Here is a 20,040-nt window from a genome sequence, read left to right as displayed (position 1 = left end):
TATAATAATTCGTTATGCTAACTCTGTTGACCTTATTAGTCAAGTTTTTCTTGTCTAAATATACTGATTAATTATAAATATCTTGACTATATTATAATATTATTAAATATTGTCTATCGAGATATTACTATGTTTTTATAATCATTAATTAATTTTTATGAAAATCAATTAATTTTAATTTCTCCATTTTCCATACTTATTGTTATAGTCCTTTCATTAGATAGTTCTCCTGAAACTATTTTCTTTGCTAAAGGATTTTCAATTTGTTGTTGAATAGCCCTTTTTAAAGGACGTGCACCATATGATTTATTGTATGTGTGTTTCCCTAATAAATTAAATACTTCTTGATCAATAATTAAGTTATAATCTTTATCCTCTAAACGTTTACATAAAATTTTTAACTGAATTTGCACAATAGAAATCATATGCTCTTCGTTTAATGGATGAAATACAACTAATTCGTCAATACGATTAATAAATTCAGGTCGAAAATGACGATTAACTGTATGCATTATTAAATCTTTCATCTTATTGTAATCAATAATATCAAAATTATCTTGAATTAAGTTTGAACCAAGATTAGAAGTCATAATAATTACTGTATTACGAAAATCTATAGTACGTCCTTTATTATCTGTTAAACGACCTTCATCTAATACTTGTAATAAAATATTAAAAACATCACCATGTGCTTTTTCAATTTCGTCTAGTAAAATTACTGAATATGGATGAAGACGTATAGCTTCTGTTATATATCCTCCCTTTTCATATCCAATATATCCTGGAGGTGCTCCTATAAGCTTAGAAACTGAATGTTTTTCCATAAATTCAGACATATCTATTCTTGTTATTGCATTATTGTTGTCAAATAAAAAATATGCCAATGCTTTAGATAACTCAGTTTTGCCAACTCCAGTAGGACCTAAAAATAAAAATGAGCCAATTGGGCGATTAGGATCAGATAAACCAGCTCTATTACGACGAATAGAATCTGATATTGCTTCAACTGCCTTATTTTGTCCAATCACTTTTTTATGCAGTTCTTTTTCCATTCGTAAAAGTTTTTCACGCTCGCTTTCCATCATACTAGATATTGGAATCCCCGTCCAAAGAGATACAACATTTGCAATTTCTATATCAGTAACGCGGTTACGTAATAAATTCATGTTATTTTTTTTGAATTGATTTGCTACAATAAGTTGTTTCTCAAGTTCTGGAATTTTACCATATTGTAATTCAGACATCATTGCAAGATCTGCAGAACGACGGGCTTGTTCTAATGATAATTTCGCTTGCTCAAGTTTAGTTTTTATTTTTTGTATAGCTAAAAGAGATACTTTCTCATTTTTCCACTTATCTTCAAGACTAATATACTCAACTTCTTTTTTATGAAGTTCTTTTTTTAATATGTTAAGACGTCTAACACTTGATTGATCTGATTCTTTTTTTAATGCCTGTTGTTCAAGCTTTAAATGTATAATTTTCCTTTCTAGTCTATCAAGAGATTCAGGTTTGGAATCTATTTGCAAACGAATGCTTGAAGCAGCTTCATCAATTAAATCAATTGCTTTATCAGGTAATTGACGTCCTGAAATATATCTTTGTGATAAATTTGCTGCAGAAACAATAGCATGATCAGTAATTTGAACATGGTGATGTAATTCGTAACGTTCTTTTAATCCTCTAAGAATAGCTATAGTGTCTTCAACATTAGGTTCAACTATATTAATTTTTTGAAAACGACGTTCTAGAGCCGCATCTTTTTCAATATAGTATCGATACTCATCTAAAGTCGTAGCTCCTATGCAATGAAGACCTCCTCTAGCTAATTCTGGTTTTAATAGATTACTTGCATTCATTGATCCATCATATTGTCCACCTGAAACTATATTATGCAATTCATCAATAAATAATATAATATTGCCTCCATGTTTGGATAGGTCGTTTATTAATCCTTTAAGACGTTCCTCAAATTCACCACGATATTTAGCACCAGCTACCAAAGCACCCATATCAAGTGATAGTATTTGACGATACTTTAATCCTTCTGGTACTTCACTATTAACAATACGTTGTGCTAAACCTTCAATAATTGCAGTTTTTCCTACTCCAGGTTCGCCAATTAGAATTGGATTATTCTTTGTTCTACGTTGCAATACTTGTATTGTTCTACGAATTTCTTCATCACGTCCTATTACTGGATCTAGTTTGTTGTTTTCAGCAAGTTTAGTAATATTAATTGTATATTTATTTAAATTTTGGTTTTCAGTTCTTAGATTATTCATGTTTTGTCCTTGATAATTATTCTAGATGTTTTAAAATAAATGTTTAATAATATAACTATCAAAAGATTGTATGAAAGTTTATAAAAATATATTTTTGATGAAATAAATATATTTCATATGCTATATATTTATTTACTCTATTTAATTTGTTTAATGATATAATAACTTTAGAATAAATATAAAAATTCATTCTATTGTGTAATTATTAAATATTTGTTCAAATAAAACTGTGTTATAATTTATAAGAGGGTTGATCTTGTTTTTAAAACAACGTTTATATAGTTTTAATAAAACTAGTTTAGTTATGAAAAATATAAACTACACTACTTAATATAGTTCTTTAAAAAATACTATTTTTTATTTAGTTATAATTATATTTCCTTAATTATACTTATAAGCTCGTTCATATCGTTAGGTATTGGAATATCAATTTTCATTTGGATGTTAGTAATAGGGTGGTAAAAGTTTAACGTCGTTGCATGCAGAGCTTGTCGATTGAAAATATATGATTTTTTTAACAATGTATTAGAAGTTTCTTTAAATAAAATAAAAGGTTTTCCATACACTGGATCTCCTAATAATGGATGACGAATATAAGCCATATGAACACGTATCTGATGTGTACGGCCTGTCTCTAAACGTATACGTATGTGAGAATGATTACGAAAATATTCTATAACATTATAATGAGTGATAGCCGGTTTTCCTTGTGGATTTACCATCATTTTTGTTCTTTTTGTTAAATGTCGGGAAATTGGTTTATTAATTGTACCACTTATAGGTGGTTTACCAGCTATAATTCCTTCATATTCACGAGTAATTTCACGTCTTTGCAACATTTTAATTAATTTGGATTGTACTTTTAATGTTTTTGCTACGATTATCAATCCAGTGGTATTTTTATCTAATCTATGTACTATACCTGCACGTGGCACATTAATTATGTTTGGATATTTATATAATAATGCGTTTAATAGAGTTCCACTAAAATGATTAGCTCCAGGATGCATGACAAAATTATTTTGTTTATTTACAATTAAAATATATTCGTCTTCATATAAAATATTTAATGGTAAATTTTGTGGTTTTGAATCTAATCTTTCTTTAGAAAGAGCATTAATAGTTATTAATTCACCGCCAGATATTTTTTTTTTTGGTTTATCTATTATAATTCCATTTAATTTGATGTATTGATTTAAAATCCAATTTTTTATAGATGATCGTGAATAAAGAGGTAAGTATTTTTTTAAAGCTTTATCTAATCTTTCGTTACAATTAGTTTTAGGTAAGGTGAAAGTATGTTGAATTTTTTTTAACATAGTCTTAATGTGTGCTTTATAAAAATGATTTATTATAGCAATAATAAATTTAATGATATGCTATGTTTTTTGTTAAATTAACTTTAAATATTTTTAAAAGGATATTAATTGTATCATGAAAAGAATAAAATACCTATTTGTTACTTTTACATTAATATTAATGATTATGGGTTGTTCTAAATTTAATAATATTTCTTCTATACCTTATACTGATTTACAGAAAATGTATAGTATTGCTCAACAAAAAATGCAGAACGGTAATTTTGTATCGGCAATACAATATTTAAAAGACATAAGTAATATAGATTCATTTGGATCTTATTCAAAACAAGCACAGCTTGATATGATATATTCTTATTATAAAAATAAAGATTTTATTTCTGCACAAATATTGATTAATCATTTTATGCAGATTTATCCAGAAAGTAGTTCTATGGACTATTTACTTTACATTAAAGGATTAATAGAAATGATATTAGATAATCCATTAAAACTAAAAGTACAGCTTGATTATTCTAGTCATAGCATGGTCCATGCTTATAATGCATTTAATGATTTTGCAAAATTATTACATAATTATCCTGGAAGTGATTATTCAGTAGATGCTTATAATCGCTTAGTATATTTAAAAAATCGTTTGGCAAAACATGAATTATCTATAGCACTGTTTTACAGTAAACGTAAAGCTTATGTTGCGGTAATTAATCGAGTTAAAAAAATGATAAAGTTATATCCTGATACACAAGCAACACTTGATGGATTAGTATTAATGCAAAATGCTTATCGTGAATTAAAAATCCATAATGAAGCTGACAAAATTGATAAGATTATTGCTGCAAATGATTAAAATATAAATAATATTATTATATTTTAACTGTTTAAATATATTTTGATATTTAGAGATTTGTTATTTTTGAAAAACATATCTTCTTATATTATATAAATATAAAAATATGAAATAATTAATTTAAAGTTTATTTTTGATATTGCATTATATTTTCTATTGATTTATAAAATTATTAAAGATTATATCTCAAATAAACTAAGGTAAAGATCTAGCTAAAATACTTTGATTAAATAATTACTTAAAATATTTATTACGTTGATATTGCTATAAAATAATCAATAACTTTTATCTGTTAGTAATTTTATAATTGTTATTGTGTTATTTTATAGCTTAACTTACAGATCTTAAAATCTTGTTTTCTTAATTTTTATCTTATACCTTATAGGTAACCTTTATGAATTATAAAAACTCAGCATTAACAATGCTGCGTGATAAATTTAATGAAATAGATGAAAAAATTTTGATGTTATTATCTGAACGTCGTTGCTTATCTATTGAAATTGCCAAGATTAAGTTAAAAGATAACCGTCCAATTCGTGATATAAAACGTGAAAATTTAATAATAAAAAAATTAATTATATCCGCAAAAAAATATGAATTGAATTCTTATTATATTAAACAGCTATTTAAATTAGTAATTGAAGATTCAGTTTTTGTTCAAAGACAAATTTTACAAAAAGATCCTAATTATACTTCTAATAATATAGCAAAAATTACTTTTCTAGGTCCTAAGGGTTCTTATTCACATATTGCTGCTAGGAAATATTCTGATAAATATTTTGATAATATAATTGAATTAAGTTGTTCTAAATTTAATGACATTATTAAAAATGTCGAAAAAGGAATTGCAGATTATGCTATATTACCTCTCGAAAATACTAATTCAGGTTCCATTAATGAAGTATATAATTTATTACAATATACAGATTTATCAATTACCAATGAAATCATATTAAATATAAATCATTGTATTTTGTCAAAAAAAGGAGTAAATTTAGAAACAATTAAAACAATTTATAGTCATCCAGAACCTTTTAAGCAATGTAGTAATTTTATTAGTTTATTTCCTCGTTGGGTAATTAAATACACAGAAAGTACAGCAGCAGCAATTGGAAAAGTAGCTACAATCAATTCAATAAACATAGCAGCTTTAGGTAGTGAAGCAGGGGGGGGGTTATATAAACTAGAAGTACTAAAACGCAATATAGCAAACAAACAATATAATCAAACAAGATTTATTGTACTATCACGTAGATCTGAAGAAATTTCTGATCATATTCCTGCTAAAACTACTCTTATAATTAATACTGGACAGCATATGGGTAAATTGGTCGATATATTATTTATATTGCGTAAAAACAATTTAGTTATCAATAGAATTGAATCACTACTAAAAAATAATAATCATTTGGAAAAAATATTTTATATTGATATTCAAGGTAATTTAAACTTAAATAACATAAAACAAGCATTAATAGATTTGAAAAACATTACATGTTCATTCAAAATTTTAGGATGCTATCCTAGCAAAAATCATATATCCATTAATAATAAATATTAGAAAATATCATTTATTAAATTTAATAACATGTTACTTTTATAAAGAAATGTTTTAGAATTATCACCAAACCATTTTTCTATAACATTAAAATTTTTTATAAAAACCTCTTTATCTTTTTGTTCTAATAATGAAATAGTTCTACCAAATCTTTCGTAATAACGTTTTATTAAAGCTATATTACTTTTTGATGACATCATTATATCTACATAAAGTTGAGGATTTTGAGTAAACAAACGTCCCACTATTGAAAGTTCTAATTTGTGAATAGGAGATGAAAGATCCATAAGTTGATCTAAATTGACTTTTTCTTCGTTTAGATGTAAACCGTATACAAAAGTCTTAAAGTAACGAAGAGATTGAATAAATGACATACTATAATCATGTTCTATTGCGTTAACGCGGTGCATACGCATACCCCAAGATTTAATTTGTTCTAAAAACCATTGATATGATTTTGGATAACGACCATCACACCAAATTATTAGCTGATTTTGCAAATTATAATGATCAGGACTAAACATTGGATGCAAACCTAAAACTGGACCACTATGTACTTCAAGCATAGCTTTTAATGGAATGGTTTTTAATGATAAAATATCGACCAAAATGCAATCTTTAGGTAAAGATGACAGTTTTGAAATTATTTCTTTGCTTACATCAATGGGTACACTTATAATAACCATACTTGCATCAAATAGCAGGCTGTCAGCGTTATGCCAATCATTTTTTTCAATAATTTTAACATTATAACCAGATGATATTAACATTTTTTTAAACAAACATCCCATTTGCCCATTACCACCAACTATAACTATTGATTTTATTTTAGGATGCAATTTTTTTAAAAATTTTTTGTATTTATTCTTATAATATTTTGTTTTTATAAGATATAATATATCTTCTATTAATTCAGGGCAAATACCGAATTTTTCAGTTTCTTGACGTAAATACAAGATCATTTTTGATTCTATTTCTGAAACGTCAACAGATATCCCATAGGAACTTTTTAATTCAGTGGCTTCTTCAACTAAGGCAAATCTTTTTGCTATCAAATGTATCAACGATTTATCAATGTTGTTTATTTGATCGTATAATTTTGTTAGTCTAGTTAATGACATTAATTATTATTACTCCTTTTACGATTTGATAATATTCCTCGTAATTTTTTTTGCATATCATATAATAAATTTTCTGTTGATTCCCAGTTAATACACGCATCAGTTACAGAAATTCCATATTTCATTTCAGTACGAGGTTGTTCAGAGGATTGATTACCTTCGTTAATATTACTTTCTAGCATAAGACCAATAATTGAACCATTTCCTTGTTTAATTTGAGAAATAACTGATTTAGCTACTGAAATTTGTTTTTTATAGTTCTTTGTAGAGTTTCCATGGCTACAGTCTATCATTAAAGCTGGGTCTAATCCTGCATTAATCATTTTTTTTTCACATTGTGTAATATCATTAGGGGCATAATTAGGTGACTTTCCTCCACGTAAAATAATATGACTATTGGGATTACCTTTAGTTTTTAATAAACATACTTGTCCAGATTGATTTATACCGACAAAACAATGAGCCATTGAAGCAGCACGCATAGCATTTATTGCAGTGCCTAAACTACCATCTGTACCATTTTTAAAACCAACAGGCATTGAAAGACCTGACGCCATTTCTCGATGTGTTTGTGATTCTGTAGTACGTGCTCCAATTGCTGACCAACTGAATAGGTCACCAAGATATTGAGGACTATTAGGATCTAGAGCTTCTGTAGCTAAAGGCAATCCTATTTCTATTAAGTATAACAATAAATTACGTGCGATATGTAGTCCTGATTCCATATCAAAAGAGTTATCCATATAAGGATCATTTATCAATCCTTTCCATCCGATAGTAGTACGGGGTTTTTCAAAGTAAACACGCATTACAAGATATAACTGATCTTTTACTTTTTCAGCTATCTTATATAATCTATTGGCGTAATCAACAGCAGCTTCTGTATCATGAATTGAACAAGGGCCACATACGATTAATAATCTAAAATCTTTGCCTGAAATAATATCAGAAATAATCTTTCTTGAACAAGAAATTTGTGTTTCTTGCTTAAGATTTAAAGGAAATTTTGATTTTAGATCCTCTGGTGTAATTAATATTTGTTCATCAGCAATATGCACATTATTTAATAAATCTCTTTTCATAATTGCATACTCCACTCCATATATTTAATAGGTAATAAAATCTTTTATATTTCTCAATAATAGGAAATTTAGATTATTTAATAATTGATATTTAACTTAAATATTATAAAGATATCAAAAATAAATTTAATAATAATTATTTATATGATAATAATTATTTATATGATAATAATTATTTATATGATAGTGAATATTAAGATAAGTTAATTTAGTTGTTTAAAATTATCAGAGATAATATTAAAAGATATTTAATATTATTGAATTAATCATTAATTAATTAATGATATTATTTATTAATTATTTTCTATATTATTAATAATGTCCTAAATTATAGTTTTAATTTAGACGTTCCTTGATACGAGCTGATTTTCCAGATAATTTGCGTAAATAGTAAAGTTTTGCCTTACGAACAGTACCATGACGTTTTACTATAATAATATCAATTGCAGGAGAATAGGTCTGAAAAACACGTTCAACACCTTCTCCATTTGAAATTTTGCGTACAGTGAAAGAAGAATTCAAACCACGATTTCTTATAGCTATAACAATTCCTTCAAAAGTCTGAATTCGTTTTTTAGAATTTTCAACTACTACCCAAACCTTTACCTCTACAGAATCACCTGGTCTAAAATATGGTATATCTTTAGTCATTTGTTCTTTTTCTAACTTTTTAATAATTTCATTCATTATCAAATCTCTTATTTAATATCTTAAAATATAAATTTTTATTTTTTAATTTCTTTTTTAAATTCAATCAATAATTTTAATTCTTCTGTGTTAAGAACTAATTTTTTTAAAAGTTCAGGTCTTCTTAACCAGGTTCGTCCTAAAGATTGTTTTAATCTCCAACGATAAATTTCAAAATGTTTTCCAGATAGTAATATATCTGGAACCTTTTTTCCTTGAAAAAACCTAGGTTTGGTGTAATAAGGACTATCTAAAAACCTATTAAAAAATGAATCTTTTTCAATAGATTCATATTTACCAATCACTCCAGGAATTAATCTAGCAACAGCATCGATTAATATCATTGCTGGTAATTCTCCACCGCTAACTATGTAGTCGCCTATCGATAATTCTTCGTCTATTTCAGATTCAATAACTCTTTCATCAATACCTTTATATCGACCACATACTAAAATAATTTTTTTTTGTTTTGTTAATTTAAATACTTTATTTTGGTTAAGCGTACGACCTTGGGGAGAAAGATAAATTACTTTTGCTCCATTCCCTACTTTTTTTGCTGCATAAATAGCATCAACTAGAGGTTGAACCATCATTATCATTCCTGGTCCACCTCCATATGGACTATCATCTACTGTACGGTTTTTTGTATGTGTAAAATCACGGGGATTCCAAGTTTGAAATGTAAGTAATCCTTTTTTTACACCTCTACTAATAACTCCGTAATTAGTTATGATATTAAACATATCAGGAAATAAGCTAATAATTCCTATCCACATCTTATAACACATTATTATATAATAGTTGAGTTTTTTTAAAAATTAATATCCCAATTTATTTTAATAAATTTTTTATATATATCTACCATCTGAATGATTCTTTGTTCGATAAACGGAATTAATAATTTTTTTTTAGTGAATTTACTTTTATTAAATTCACTATTTCCTGTAAATTCAGGTTTGACAACCATAACATGGTTTGATTTTGTATCTATAAAATCAATTATAATACCAATTATAAAACCATTTTGATTGATTACTTTACAATTCAGTAGATCTTTTAAATAATACTCACCATCTTTTAAAGATGGTAATTGTGTTGAATTAACAATAATTTCCTGATTGGTTAACTCATAAGCTATATTTCTATTGTTTATGTTTTTAAATTTTGTAATAATTTGTTTATTATTATATTTCCAATTAATTACTTCCAGTTTACGCCATTTACCAATGTGATTTATAAACCATGGTTTATAAAAGAAAATATTTTCTAATCTTTCAGTAAAAGAATAAATTTTTATCCATCCAAGAACACCGTATACGGACCCTATTTTTCCTATAATAATAGGTTCTTTAATAAAAAGATTATCTAATCCAGATTCTTTTTTATTCATTTTTATCAACGTTTAATTGAGATCTCTTTTTTTGTTTAATTAATGTATTAACTTTATTAGAAAGTTGTGCACCTTGATCAATCCAGTATTCTATACGTTTCAGATTTAAGGACAAAAAATTTCTATGTCCAGAAGTAATTGGATTAAAAAAACCTAGGTTTTCAATAAAAGCACCATTACGAGCTTTGCGATTATCAGTAATCACTACTTGATAAAATGGACGTTTTTTTGTACCATGTCTTGCTAATCGAATTATTACCATAATATTTCCTTATTTTTAATAAAACACCCGGTTCTATTATTTCTCTAATAATAGAACCGGGTGTTTTATACAAAGAACTTAAATTCTACTTATATAAGTACAAAAAATCAACTTTTATAAATCATAATTCGAATTATTTTATTAAATACTTTAATGTTTATAAAATTTTTGTGGGATTATGTTTTTCATATATTTAGATATTTTGTTTATTCCGTTCTTTTTTATTTTTTTCATCATATTTTGCATATCAGTAAATTGCTTAAGTAATCTGTTAACATCTTGTACTTTCAAACCTGAACCATTAGCAATTCGACGTTTACGAGAACCCTTGATAATTTCTGGTTTCTTACGTTCTTTGATGGTCATCGAATTAATAATAGCTTCCATACTAATTAATATTTTATCATCCATTTCTGATTGAATATTATCTGATATATTATTTAAACCAGGTAATTTTTTTATTAAATCAGATATATTACCCATTTTACGTATTTGCTTTAATTGTTGAAGAAAATCAATAAGATCAAAATTATTACCTGTTTTTATTTTTTTTGTTAAATTTTCTAAATTTTTACCATCTAATTTATTTTCTATATCCTCAATTAGTGTTATTATGTCACCCATTCCAATAATTTGAGATACTATACGCTCTGGATAGAATTGCTCTAGAGCTTCTATTTTTTCACCTATTCCTATGAATTTAATTGGTTTTCCAGTTATATAACGAATAGATAATGCTACTCCACCACGTGCATCGCTGTCTACTTTTGTTAAAATTATGCCAGTAAAAGATAATTCTTCATGAAATATTTTTGCAATATTAGCAATATCTTGGCCCATCATAGCATCAACTACAAACAAAGTTTCTATTGGATTGATTTCATTATGTATTTGCTTTATCTCTTCCATCATAGATGAATTAATATGTAAACGACCAGCCGTATCCACTAATAAGACATCATAAAATTTTATTTTAGCTTCCCTTAATGCATTTCTTACAATGCAAGTTGGTTTCTGATCACAATTAGAAGGATAAAAATCAATATTAATTTGATTTGATAAAATCTCTAATTGTTTAATGGCTGCTGGACGATAAATATCTGTAGAAACTGTTAAAACTTTTTTTTTATGTTTTTCTCTTAGAAACCTAGCAAGTTTAACAGTACTAGTGGTCTTTCCCGTGCCTTGCAAACCAACAAGTAATATAACAGCTGGAGGTGATGTTGATAAATTAAGAGTATTATCATCTTGACCTAAAGCTAAAATTAATTCATTACGGACAATTTTGATAAATTCTTGACCTGGAGTAAGTCTTTTGTTTACTTCTTGACCAATTGCTTTTTCTTTTACACATTTAGTAAAATTACGAACTACTGGTAAAGCAACGTCAGCCTCTAATAATGCTATAGAAACTTCCTTGAGTGTTTGCTCTATATTTTCCTCAGTTAATCTACCTCTACCAGTAATATTTTTAAAAGTTTTTAATAGACGATCAGTTAATGTATCAAACAATTTCATTTCACCTATAATTAGAATTCTGTAATTTTATTTTAATATTTAAATTAATTTTAAACCAATATATATCTTTATAATCAGTTAACGTTATATATTATATTAATAAAAATTAGATTTGTAATTATTTTTAATATATTTATGTAAATAAAATAATTTAATTTTTAAATATAATGTATTATTTTTCTATGAAAAATTTATTTCTTATGATTTTTTTAAAGATAATTTCAAATCTTTATTATAATGAATAGCTATATGACATAATAAAATATTTTTTCAACATCTTGCGTTTATTTTAATGAATTAAGCTTATAATTTCTATTAAAATTAAATAAAACCAGTAAGATAATCCCATTAGGGAAATATCTATAATTTTTTTATTATCTTAATTAATACAATGTCGCATAAATTTTCGATAAAAGATATTCGATGGTATGAATTGTACAGTCTGTAAGAGCATCTATATTAGGTCTGCAAAATCTTAAATCAAAAATAGCAATACAATCCTTATTTAAGGTTTGAATTATTTTTAGATAAACTAACTGATAGTACTTGTATAAGTATATGATTGTAAGTGAAACTATCTAATAATTCCATAATATTTCTCTCATATGATAAAATACATAAAACTTATTATTTGTTAGTTCTGTTTTACAATGATCCAGATGTATTAAATTAAATATTATTTTTTTTATTAAAGTTATTTAAATAATCATCAAATTCTAATAAATCTGAATTTTCAATTCTTTTTTGTTCTAGAATAGAATTTCTTGCTTTGATTTTAAAATCTTTTTCTTGTAATAAGTGTAATGGCTCTAAACGAAGCAAATTATGATATTTTTTTGATAATGAAAGACCAGCGCTAATTATACCTTCTTTTTTTATAATATTAAGAATACGTGCCGAATAGGTTAGTTCAGGATCATATAAATACAATAAAAATTGATCACAAATTTTTTGATATTTTACACTATTTTGATTCATATCTAAAATTTCTGCTAATTTGTACAAATCATCAAAAATTATTTTACCAACATCTAATATAGAATATTTTTTATTATTATGTCCTATATTAATCTTTTTATTTGGTTTTCTTCCTTCTAGTGTCACTATTTTCCAATTTTTTTTACTGTAATGTAGTTCTTCAATGGTCATTTCAGAAACATCAATTAAAATACACCAGATTAAAAATAGGTCAAGAAAATAAATTTGTGTTTTATCTATACCAATGGCTGAAAATGGATTTATATCAAGTGATCTAATTTCTATATACTCAATTCCATTTTTTAATAACGCATCGGAAAGAACTTCACTAAAATGTGTAGCGCATTTAGGACGTATTGGAGAATAAAATTCATTTTCAATTTGAAGGATATTAGTATTAAGTTGGATTCTATTACCATCTTTATCTTTAATACCTATTTCTGCAAATTTTTTAAAAGGTGTGTTAACGGCATTTCGTAATATATGAACATATTCTTCAAGTGAATTAAAAGTTATTTTTAATATATTTTGATATTTGTTACTATACCCAATATCACTTAAACGTAATGATGTCGCATATGGTAGCCAAAAAGTATCTTTATTATTTGTTTCAAAAGGTAATGTAATGTTATTTCTTTGTATAAAATTGGAATATATTGCCGGTGAAGCACCAAAAAGATAAGAAATAATCCAACCAAAACGATGGTAATTTCTAATTAATGTTAAATAACCCGTTGATACGGTCTCTTTACAATTTCTTAATTTTCTAAAATTTGCCCATTCTTGCCAAAATAAAATTGGTAAAGAAAAGTTATAATGAATACCAGATATAGTCTGCATCATAGCACCATAACGATTTTTCAAACCTTTACGATATAATGTTTTCATTAATCCAATATTAGATGTTCCATAATTAGCTAGTTTAATTTTATTTTCATCTTCAATTCTACAAGGCATACTTAAAGACCACATTAATTCTTCATTTAATATACGTGCAACATAACGATGAATATCTCTTAAAAAAGAAAACATGTATTCTATTCTAGAATCTACAGGGGTAATAAATTCTAGCAAAGATTCAGAAAAATCAGTTGTAATCCATTCGTTTTTAAGTGCAGATCCTAACAATTTAGGATGATTACTATTTGCAATATTACCATGATTTGTTACTCGTAATGTTTCACGTTCAATACCACGATTAATATTTTTAAAATCATACGGCTGATTCTTTAACCAAGATAATACACTATTAGAAATATCCGGGAGCATAATAACCTCCGGCTTAACAATATTTTATTTAATGCAAATATTAAATATCAAATTTAATAATTGAAAACTTTTTATTTAATTAAAGACCAGTAATCTTAAGGAAATAAATATAAATTTTTAATTTATACAAATTTCTAAGATAATAACTGATGTATTTATTCAAATAACATAAATTTAAAATAATATTTTTTAACTCGTTTTATTTTATATAAGATATACATTCAAGATTAATATTTATAAGAAAAACTTTTTAAAAGTTTAATTATTTTAAATAAAATAATAATTAAAATTATATAGTTATAAAATAGAACAAAGCACAATGATATACTAAAAGAATTTTTATACTTAATCTTAAGAAAATAAAAAATTAAACATGAATAACCAATAAATTGCGCATCCGGGAGGATTCGAACCTCCGACCGCTCGGTTCGTAGCCGAGTACTCTGTCCAACTGAGCTACGGATGCAATGAAAATAACTGCTTCGGTGAGGGAGGGATTCGAACCCTCGAGCAGCTTTTATAGAGCTACATACTCCCTTAGCAGGGGAGCGCCTTAAGCCTCTCGGCCACCTCACCTATATTGGATCTAACGACTGAATTACTTATCCAATTAAGTATATTACTTTTCTATATGAATAAGTCAATTAATTTTTTTGATTATCGATTGTAATTTTAATTATAATTATTTAATTACTTAGATATAATAGAAAAAGAAAGATCAACATCAAAAAGTAATATTAGCCTCGCTTTTCCGCGAGGCGTTATACCATCCATTAAATACTTGTTTGCTGATTTTCAGATTGAATACGTTGATAAATTTCTTTTCTATGCACAGATATTTCTTTAGGTGCTGTAACACCAATACGAACCTGAGTACCCTTAACTCCTAATACTGTTACGGTCACCTCATTACCAATTACTAGGGTTTCACCAACTCTACGAGTTAGAATAAGCATTATTTGATCCTTAAAAATAAAAAGAGTCGGTCTTATAATAAGGAGAATCCTTTACAACTTTATCGTTTAATATTTGAATAATAATGAATGATAAATAAACTTATATATCACAAATGTGATACAATATATTGTATTATAGTTTATTTAGTTTATTTACAGTAGATTATTTCAAATTGATTTACTATCTCTAGTTTAATATAGAAAATCGTGAAAGCAACTTTAATATAACTCTTTTTCTATATACTATTTTATAAACGATTATAAACCCATGATTGAATACTTAATAATGTAGTTTCTAACTCCTTGATATTATTACCAGCAGCTCTTGCTAAATTAGGTTTTCCACCTCCCTTACCATCAATTTGTTTTGCTAAATCATTAATTAATTCATTTGCTGAAATACGATCAGTTAAATCTTTAGTTACACTAGCTATTAATAAAATTTTATCTTCTATTATTGTTGCAAGTACTATAACTGAAGAACTTAATTTATGTTTTAATTTAACAACTATATTATGTAATCCTGAAGAATTGACATTATTTATTTTACTTATTAAAAGTTTAATACCTTTTATTTCAATAGTTTTTTTAATTAATAAATTACTTTCATTATCGGCTTGTTTATCACGTAATTGTTTTAATTCTTTTTCAAGCACATTGACATGATTAACTAAATCATTAATTTTTTTATGCACATTACTAATATTGGTTTTCATTAAATTAGAGATAATCCATAATTTATGTTTTTGTTCGTTGATATGAATTAAAGCATTTTTACCAGTATTTACTTCAATTCTACGAATTCCTGAAGCAATTCCATATTCAGATTTGATTAAAAACAAACCAATTTCACCAGTACGTGATGCATGAGTACCACCACAGAGCTCAAATGAAACTCTTTCAATATTTACTACTCGAACATGCTGATCATACTTATCCTTGAACAACATTTTTGCTCCTTGAAGTTTTTCGTCTTCAATATGCATAATTTTTGTTTCAATTGGTAAGTTACAGAAAATTTGTTCGTTTACGATTTCTTCAATTTTATTGATTTCTTCCAATTTTAAAGCATTATAATGTGAAAAATCGAAACGCAAATATTTATCATTTATTAATGATCCTTTTTGTAAAATATGATCGCCTAAAATTTGACATAATGCAGCATGAAGTAAATGGGTGGCTGAATGATTTAAAGATATTAATGTACGATGTGCTTCATTAACTTCAGTTGTACAACTATCACCAATAGATAACTTACCTGAAATTAAAGTACCTATATGACAAATTGTATTTCCATATCTTTTTGTATCTTTTACAATAAACTCTGTATTACATTTCTTTAATAATCCTATATCCCCTATTTGGCCACCAGATTCACCGTAAAATGTAGTCTTATCTAAAATAATTAGAGCATTTTGTCCAATAACAGAAATATTTTCTACTTTTTGATCTAAAACATAAATTAACTTAATAATAGCTAATGAACTTAGCTGTTCATATCCTTCAAAATGAGATTCAATTTTAGAACATATAATGTTATTATCATTGGAATTAAATTGATTCAACTCACGTGCACGTATTTGTTGTAGCATCATTTCCTTTTCAAAACCAGTGCTATCTATTTCTATATTACGTTCTCTACATATATCTTTAGTTAAATCAATAGGGAAACCAAAAGTATCATGAAGACGGAATATAGTTTGACCATTTAAAGTTTTACCTTTTAATTTTGACAATTCGGTGTCTAATAATGATAGACCGCGTTTGAGTGTTTTATCAAATTGTTCTTCTTCAAATTTTAATATATTTTCTATTTGAACCTGTTGATTAATTAAATCCTCTACTCCTCTTTCTTCCCATACAATTTCAAGAAATGGTTTAACTAAAGAATGGAAAAAACCTTTTTTAGCCCCCAACATATTTCCATGACGAATTGCGCGACGAATAATGCGTCTAAGCACGTATCCACGATTTTCATTTGAAGGAAATACGCCGTCTGCGATTAAAAAAGAAGAAGAACGTATATGATCAGCAATAACTTTAAGTGAATTATTATTAAGGTCTGTAGTACCAATAAACTTAGCAATTACCTGAATTAATTTTTTAAAAAAATCTATTTCATAATTAGATTTAACATTCTGTAATACAGAAGCTATACGTTCAAGACCCATACCGGTATCAATAGAGGGTTTTAATAAAGGTAACATTGTTCCATCTAATTGTCGGTCAAATTGCAAAAATACTATATTCCATAACTCGAGATAATTATCAGTTTTTAATATCGATTTATTAACATCATTATTAGAATTATAATCTCCATAATTATATAAAATTTCACAACAAGGACCACAAGGACCTGTATCTCCCATTTGCCAAAAATTATCTGAACAATAGGGAATACCTTTTTGATCTCCAACTCTAATAATGTGATTATGTGGAATACCAATTTTATTAGTCCAGATATCATAAGTTTCATTATCTGTTTTATAAATGGTAATGAACAAACGATTTTTAGGTATATTAAACCAATTACTATGTGTTAATAATTCCCAAGCAAATAGAATAGCTTCTTTTTTAAAATAATCTCCAAAACTAAAATTACCAAGCATTTCAAAAAAAGTATTATGTCTTGCTGTATATCCTACATTTTCCAAATCATTGTGTTTACCACCAGCCCTAATACAACGCTGACAAGTTACAGCACGCATATAATCACGTTGTTCTTGACATAAAAAAATGTTTTTAAATTGATTCATCCCTGCATTAGTGAATAGTAATGTCGGATCATTATTAGGTATTAATGAACTACTAGCTACAATTTTATGTTCTTTATTATCGAAATAATCGATAAACATTTGACGAATGTCGTTAGTACTTTTGATCATATATTTATCTACATCCTAAATGTTATATTTAATTTTATTTTTAATAAAAAATAAAAACTATTATTTCATGTTTGAATTATATTAATCATGTAGATATGAAATTTTGCCAATTAATTAAATTAAGATATTTTTATTTTATATAAAATTTTCATAAATCTTCATTAACCAAACTCTCTATTTTTTCATAACAAGATAATTTAGTTGATTCATTAGTATTTAACAACATTTCACGTAATTTATTATCGATTTCATTTGCTATTAATATATTTTTCTTTAAAAAAGAACTAGCATTTAATTTACCTTGACCAATTTTGTTCTCTTTATAACTATACCAAGAACCTGACTTATCAATTATTCCATGTTTTACACCTAATTCTATTAATTCACTGAAAATATTAATACCCTCTCCATACATTATTTGAAAATCTGCTTGTTTAAAGGGTGCTGATATTTTATTTTTAACTACTTTAACACGAGTTTCACTACCAACAACATTTTCTCCTTCTTTAATTACACCTATTCGACGAATGTCAAGACGAACAGAAGCATAAAATTTTAATGCATTACCACCAGTGGTCGTTTCTGGATTACCAAACATAACGCCTATTTTCATACGAATCTGATTAATAAAAATTAATAACGTATTAGATTGTTTAAGAGTACCAGCTAATTTACGCATTGCTTGACTCATCATACGTGCTGCAAGTCCCATATGAGAAGCTCCAATTTCACCCTCAATTTCAGCCTTAGGAGTTAATGCAGCTACAGAATCAACGACTATGACGTCCACTGCCCCTGAACGTGCTAATGCATCACAAATTTCTAATGCTTGTTCACCGGTATCTGGTTGAGAACATAATAAGTTATCAATATCAACGCCAAGTTTTTTAGCATAGATTGGATCTAATGCATGTTCAGCATCAATAAAAGCACATGTTTTTCCCTTAAGCTGAGCAGCTGCAACAACTTGAAGTGTTAAAGTGGTTTTTCCAGAAGATTCAGGACCATAGATTTCAACAATACGACCTAGTGGAAGACCGCCTGCTCCTAATGCAATATCTAAAGATAAAGAACCAGTTGAGATAGTTTCTACATCCATTGATCGATCTTCCCCTAAACGCATTATAGAACCCTTACCAAATTGTTTTTCAATCTGAAATAATGCAGTAGCCAAAGCTTTTTTTTTATCTTCATCAATTGCCATTTAAATTCCTATTTTTACTTATTATACAATTCATATTTATTGTTTATTTCAGTATTAAAATTTAACTCATTAAAAATTCTTTATAAAATATTTGTAATGCCCAAAATACAGATTGATAACGTATTATGTCACGACATCCTTTAAATTGGTGACAAACAGTAAAAATCTTATCTTTAGGTCCTGCAAAACTAAACCATATTGTACCAACTGGTGGATTGTCTATCCTGCCACCACTTGGTCCAGCTATACCAGTTACAGCAATAGAATAATCAGTCCCTGATATACTTTTAGCTCTTAAAGCCATTTCACAAGCAATGATTTTACTTACTGCTCCGAATTTTACTAATAATGTACTATTTATTCCCAATAATTTTTGTTTAGATTTGTTACTATAAGTTATAAAACCACATTCAAACCAATTTGAACTACCAATTGTATCAGTAAAAATTTTAGAAATCCAACCGCCTGTACAAGATTCAGCACATGAAATAGTTGCCTTTCTAAACCTTAATTGATTACCAATATGTTGACTAATTAATTGTAATTTAGAGCCAAATATGATCATTTTTAAACACTTATTTTAAACAAATTAACAATTATATAAAATATTATATTAATATAAAAGATTTATAGTCGTTACTTTAATTAAAATAAAATTAAATAATTTTGATCTATTTTA

At 26.4% G+C, this 20,040-nt stretch carries 16 protein-coding genes, 2 tRNA genes and 1 pseudogene; 2 read left to right on the top strand and 17 right to left on the bottom strand.

Annotation, left to right across the window (positions count from 1 at the left end; genetic code table 11):
* Positions 1 to 164 precede the first annotated feature (164 nt).
* Both CRV09_RS03095 and rluD read right to left on the bottom strand, forming a co-directional pair.
* Positions 165 to 2,294 (bottom strand): annotated as a pseudogene (locus tag CRV09_RS03095) (AAA family ATPase); the annotation flags it as partial.
* A 362-nt stretch (positions 2,295 to 2,656) separates the two neighbouring features.
* Entirely contained in the window at positions 2,657 to 3,604 is a 948-nt protein-coding gene (gene rluD, locus CRV09_RS03090) for a 23S rRNA pseudouridine(1911/1915/1917) synthase RluD (RefSeq protein ID WP_136132672.1), read from the bottom strand.
* A gap of 115 nt (positions 3,605 to 3,719) precedes the next feature.
* Here rluD and bamD point away from each other — a divergent pair, with 115 nt between their 5' ends.
* Together bamD and CRV09_RS03080 are read left to right on the top strand one after the other, a co-directional pair.
* Positions 3,720 to 4,451, top strand: a complete 732-nt coding sequence (gene bamD, locus CRV09_RS03085; RefSeq protein WP_136132671.1) for an outer membrane protein assembly factor BamD — start codon at positions 3,720 to 3,722, stop codon at positions 4,449 to 4,451.
* A 394-nt stretch (positions 4,452 to 4,845) separates the two neighbouring features.
* Entirely contained in the window at positions 4,846 to 6,012 is a 1,167-nt protein-coding gene (locus CRV09_RS03080) for a chorismate mutase (protein ID WP_136132670.1), read from the top strand.
* Here CRV09_RS03080 and tyrA read toward each other — a convergent pair.
* The 15 genes from tyrA to CRV09_RS03005 all read right to left on the bottom strand — a co-directional run bounded on the left by tyrA (position 6,009) and on the right by CRV09_RS03005 (position 19,926).
* Positions 6,009 to 7,130, bottom strand: a complete 1,122-nt coding sequence (gene tyrA / locus CRV09_RS03075; protein WP_136132669.1) for a bifunctional chorismate mutase/prephenate dehydrogenase — start codon at positions 7,128 to 7,130, stop codon at positions 6,009 to 6,011. The two genes, CRV09_RS03080 and tyrA, sit on opposite strands and share 4 nt — an antisense overlap.
* The gene (locus CRV09_RS03070) at positions 7,130 to 8,212 is read right to left on the bottom strand and encodes a 3-deoxy-7-phosphoheptulonate synthase (protein ID WP_136132668.1); all 1,083 of its coding nucleotides are present in this window, start codon (positions 8,210 to 8,212) and stop codon (positions 7,130 to 7,132) included. Before CRV09_RS03070 ends, tyrA begins: the two co-directional genes overlap by 1 nt.
* Before the next feature lie 336 nt (positions 8,213 to 8,548).
* Positions 8,549 to 8,899 carry a 50S ribosomal protein L19 gene (gene rplS / locus CRV09_RS03065; protein WP_136132667.1) on the bottom strand — a complete coding sequence of 117 codons (351 nt, stop codon included), beginning with the start codon at positions 8,897 to 8,899 and terminating at the stop codon, positions 8,549 to 8,551.
* Positions 8,900 to 8,937: 38 nt separating this feature from the next.
* Positions 8,938 to 9,675 carry a tRNA (guanosine(37)-N1)-methyltransferase TrmD gene (gene trmD / locus CRV09_RS03060; protein WP_136132666.1) on the bottom strand — a complete coding sequence of 246 codons (738 nt, stop codon included), beginning with the start codon at positions 9,673 to 9,675 and terminating at the stop codon, positions 8,938 to 8,940.
* Positions 9,676 to 9,710: 35 nt separating this feature from the next.
* Positions 9,711 to 10,289, bottom strand: a complete 579-nt coding sequence (rimM, locus tag CRV09_RS03055; protein ID WP_136132665.1) for a ribosome maturation factor RimM — start codon at positions 10,287 to 10,289, stop codon at positions 9,711 to 9,713.
* Entirely contained in the window at positions 10,282 to 10,551 is a 270-nt protein-coding gene (rpsP, locus tag CRV09_RS03050) for a 30S ribosomal protein S16 (RefSeq protein WP_136132664.1), read from the bottom strand. Before rpsP ends, rimM begins: the two co-directional genes overlap by 8 nt.
* A 150-nt stretch (positions 10,552 to 10,701) precedes the next feature.
* Complete coding sequence (ffh, locus tag CRV09_RS03045) at positions 10,702 to 12,063, bottom strand: signal recognition particle protein (protein WP_136132663.1); 1,362 nt, start codon at positions 12,061 to 12,063, stop codon at positions 10,702 to 10,704.
* A gap of 389 nt (positions 12,064 to 12,452) precedes the next feature.
* The gene (locus CRV09_RS03690) at positions 12,453 to 12,590 is read right to left on the bottom strand and encodes an S-ribosylhomocysteine lyase (RefSeq protein ID WP_479683927.1); all 138 of its coding nucleotides are present in this window, start codon (positions 12,588 to 12,590) and stop codon (positions 12,453 to 12,455) included.
* Positions 12,591 to 12,738: 148 nt separating this feature from the next.
* Entirely contained in the window at positions 12,739 to 14,316 is a 1,578-nt protein-coding gene (gene gshA / locus CRV09_RS03035; protein WP_136132662.1) for a glutamate--cysteine ligase, read from the bottom strand.
* A 392-nt stretch (positions 14,317 to 14,708) separates the two neighbouring features.
* A tRNA-Arg gene (locus CRV09_RS03030) sits at positions 14,709 to 14,782 on the bottom strand.
* A gap of 17 nt (positions 14,783 to 14,799) precedes the next feature.
* Positions 14,800 to 14,892, bottom strand: a tRNA-Ser gene (locus tag CRV09_RS03025).
* A 197-nt stretch (positions 14,893 to 15,089) separates the two neighbouring features.
* Complete coding sequence (gene csrA, locus CRV09_RS03020) at positions 15,090 to 15,272, bottom strand: carbon storage regulator CsrA (RefSeq protein WP_136132661.1); 183 nt, start codon at positions 15,270 to 15,272, stop codon at positions 15,090 to 15,092.
* 248 nt (positions 15,273 to 15,520) lie between these two features.
* On the bottom strand, positions 15,521 to 18,157 hold the full coding sequence (gene alaS, locus CRV09_RS03015) for an alanine--tRNA ligase (RefSeq protein WP_136132660.1): 2,637 nt from the start codon (positions 18,155 to 18,157) through the stop codon (positions 15,521 to 15,523).
* Between the two features lie 148 nt (positions 18,158 to 18,305).
* Positions 18,306 to 19,361, bottom strand: coding sequence for a recombinase RecA (gene recA, locus CRV09_RS03010; RefSeq protein ID WP_136132659.1), 1,056 nt, complete (start codon positions 19,359 to 19,361; stop codon positions 18,306 to 18,308).
* A 61-nt stretch (positions 19,362 to 19,422) separates the two neighbouring features.
* Entirely contained in the window at positions 19,423 to 19,926 is a 504-nt protein-coding gene (locus CRV09_RS03005) for a CinA family protein (RefSeq protein WP_422386576.1), read from the bottom strand.
* Positions 19,927 to 20,040: the final 114 nt, after the last annotated feature.

It is taken from the genome of Candidatus Pantoea edessiphila (assembly GCF_002933345.1).
In the GTDB taxonomy this organism is placed as follows: domain Bacteria; phylum Pseudomonadota; class Gammaproteobacteria; order Enterobacterales; family Enterobacteriaceae; genus Pantoea_C.
The sequence above is the reverse complement of the archived record's forward strand: the minus strand, read 5'-3'. Positions and strand labels throughout refer to the sequence as shown.

Coding starts and splice junctions, on each gene's coding strand:
- rluD (WP_136132672.1), bottom strand. CDS start 3,604: ATGTTAAAAAAAATTCAACATACTTTCACCTTACCTAAAACTAATTGT.
- bamD (WP_136132671.1), top strand. CDS start 3,720: ATGAAAAGAATAAAATACCTATTTGTTACTTTTACATTAATATTAATG.
- CRV09_RS03080 (WP_136132670.1), top strand. CDS start 4,846: ATGAATTATAAAAACTCAGCATTAACAATGCTGCGTGATAAATTTAAT.
- tyrA (WP_136132669.1), bottom strand. CDS start 7,130: ATGTCATTAACTAGACTAACAAAATTATACGATCAAATAAACAACATT.
- CRV09_RS03070 (WP_136132668.1), bottom strand. CDS start 8,212: ATGAAAAGAGATTTATTAAATAATGTGCATATTGCTGATGAACAAATA.
- rplS (WP_136132667.1), bottom strand. CDS start 8,899: ATGAATGAAATTATTAAAAAGTTAGAAAAAGAACAAATGACTAAAGAT.
- trmD (WP_136132666.1), bottom strand. CDS start 9,675: ATGTGGATAGGAATTATTAGCTTATTTCCTGATATGTTTAATATCATA.
- rimM (WP_136132665.1), bottom strand. CDS start 10,289: ATGAATAAAAAAGAATCTGGATTAGATAATCTTTTTATTAAAGAACCT.
- rpsP (WP_136132664.1), bottom strand. CDS start 10,551: ATGGTAATAATTCGATTAGCAAGACATGGTACAAAAAAACGTCCATTT.
- gshA (WP_136132662.1), bottom strand. CDS start 14,316: ATGCTCCCGGATATTTCTAATAGTGTATTATCTTGGTTAAAGAATCAG.
- csrA (WP_136132661.1), bottom strand. CDS start 15,272: ATGCTTATTCTAACTCGTAGAGTTGGTGAAACCCTAGTAATTGGTAAT.
- alaS (WP_136132660.1), bottom strand. CDS start 18,157: ATGATCAAAAGTACTAACGACATTCGTCAAATGTTTATCGATTATTTC.
- recA (WP_136132659.1), bottom strand. CDS start 19,361: ATGGCAATTGATGAAGATAAAAAAAAAGCTTTGGCTACTGCATTATTT.
- CRV09_RS03005 (WP_422386576.1), bottom strand. CDS start 19,926: ATGATCATATTTGGCTCTAAATTACAATTAATTAGTCAACATATTGGT.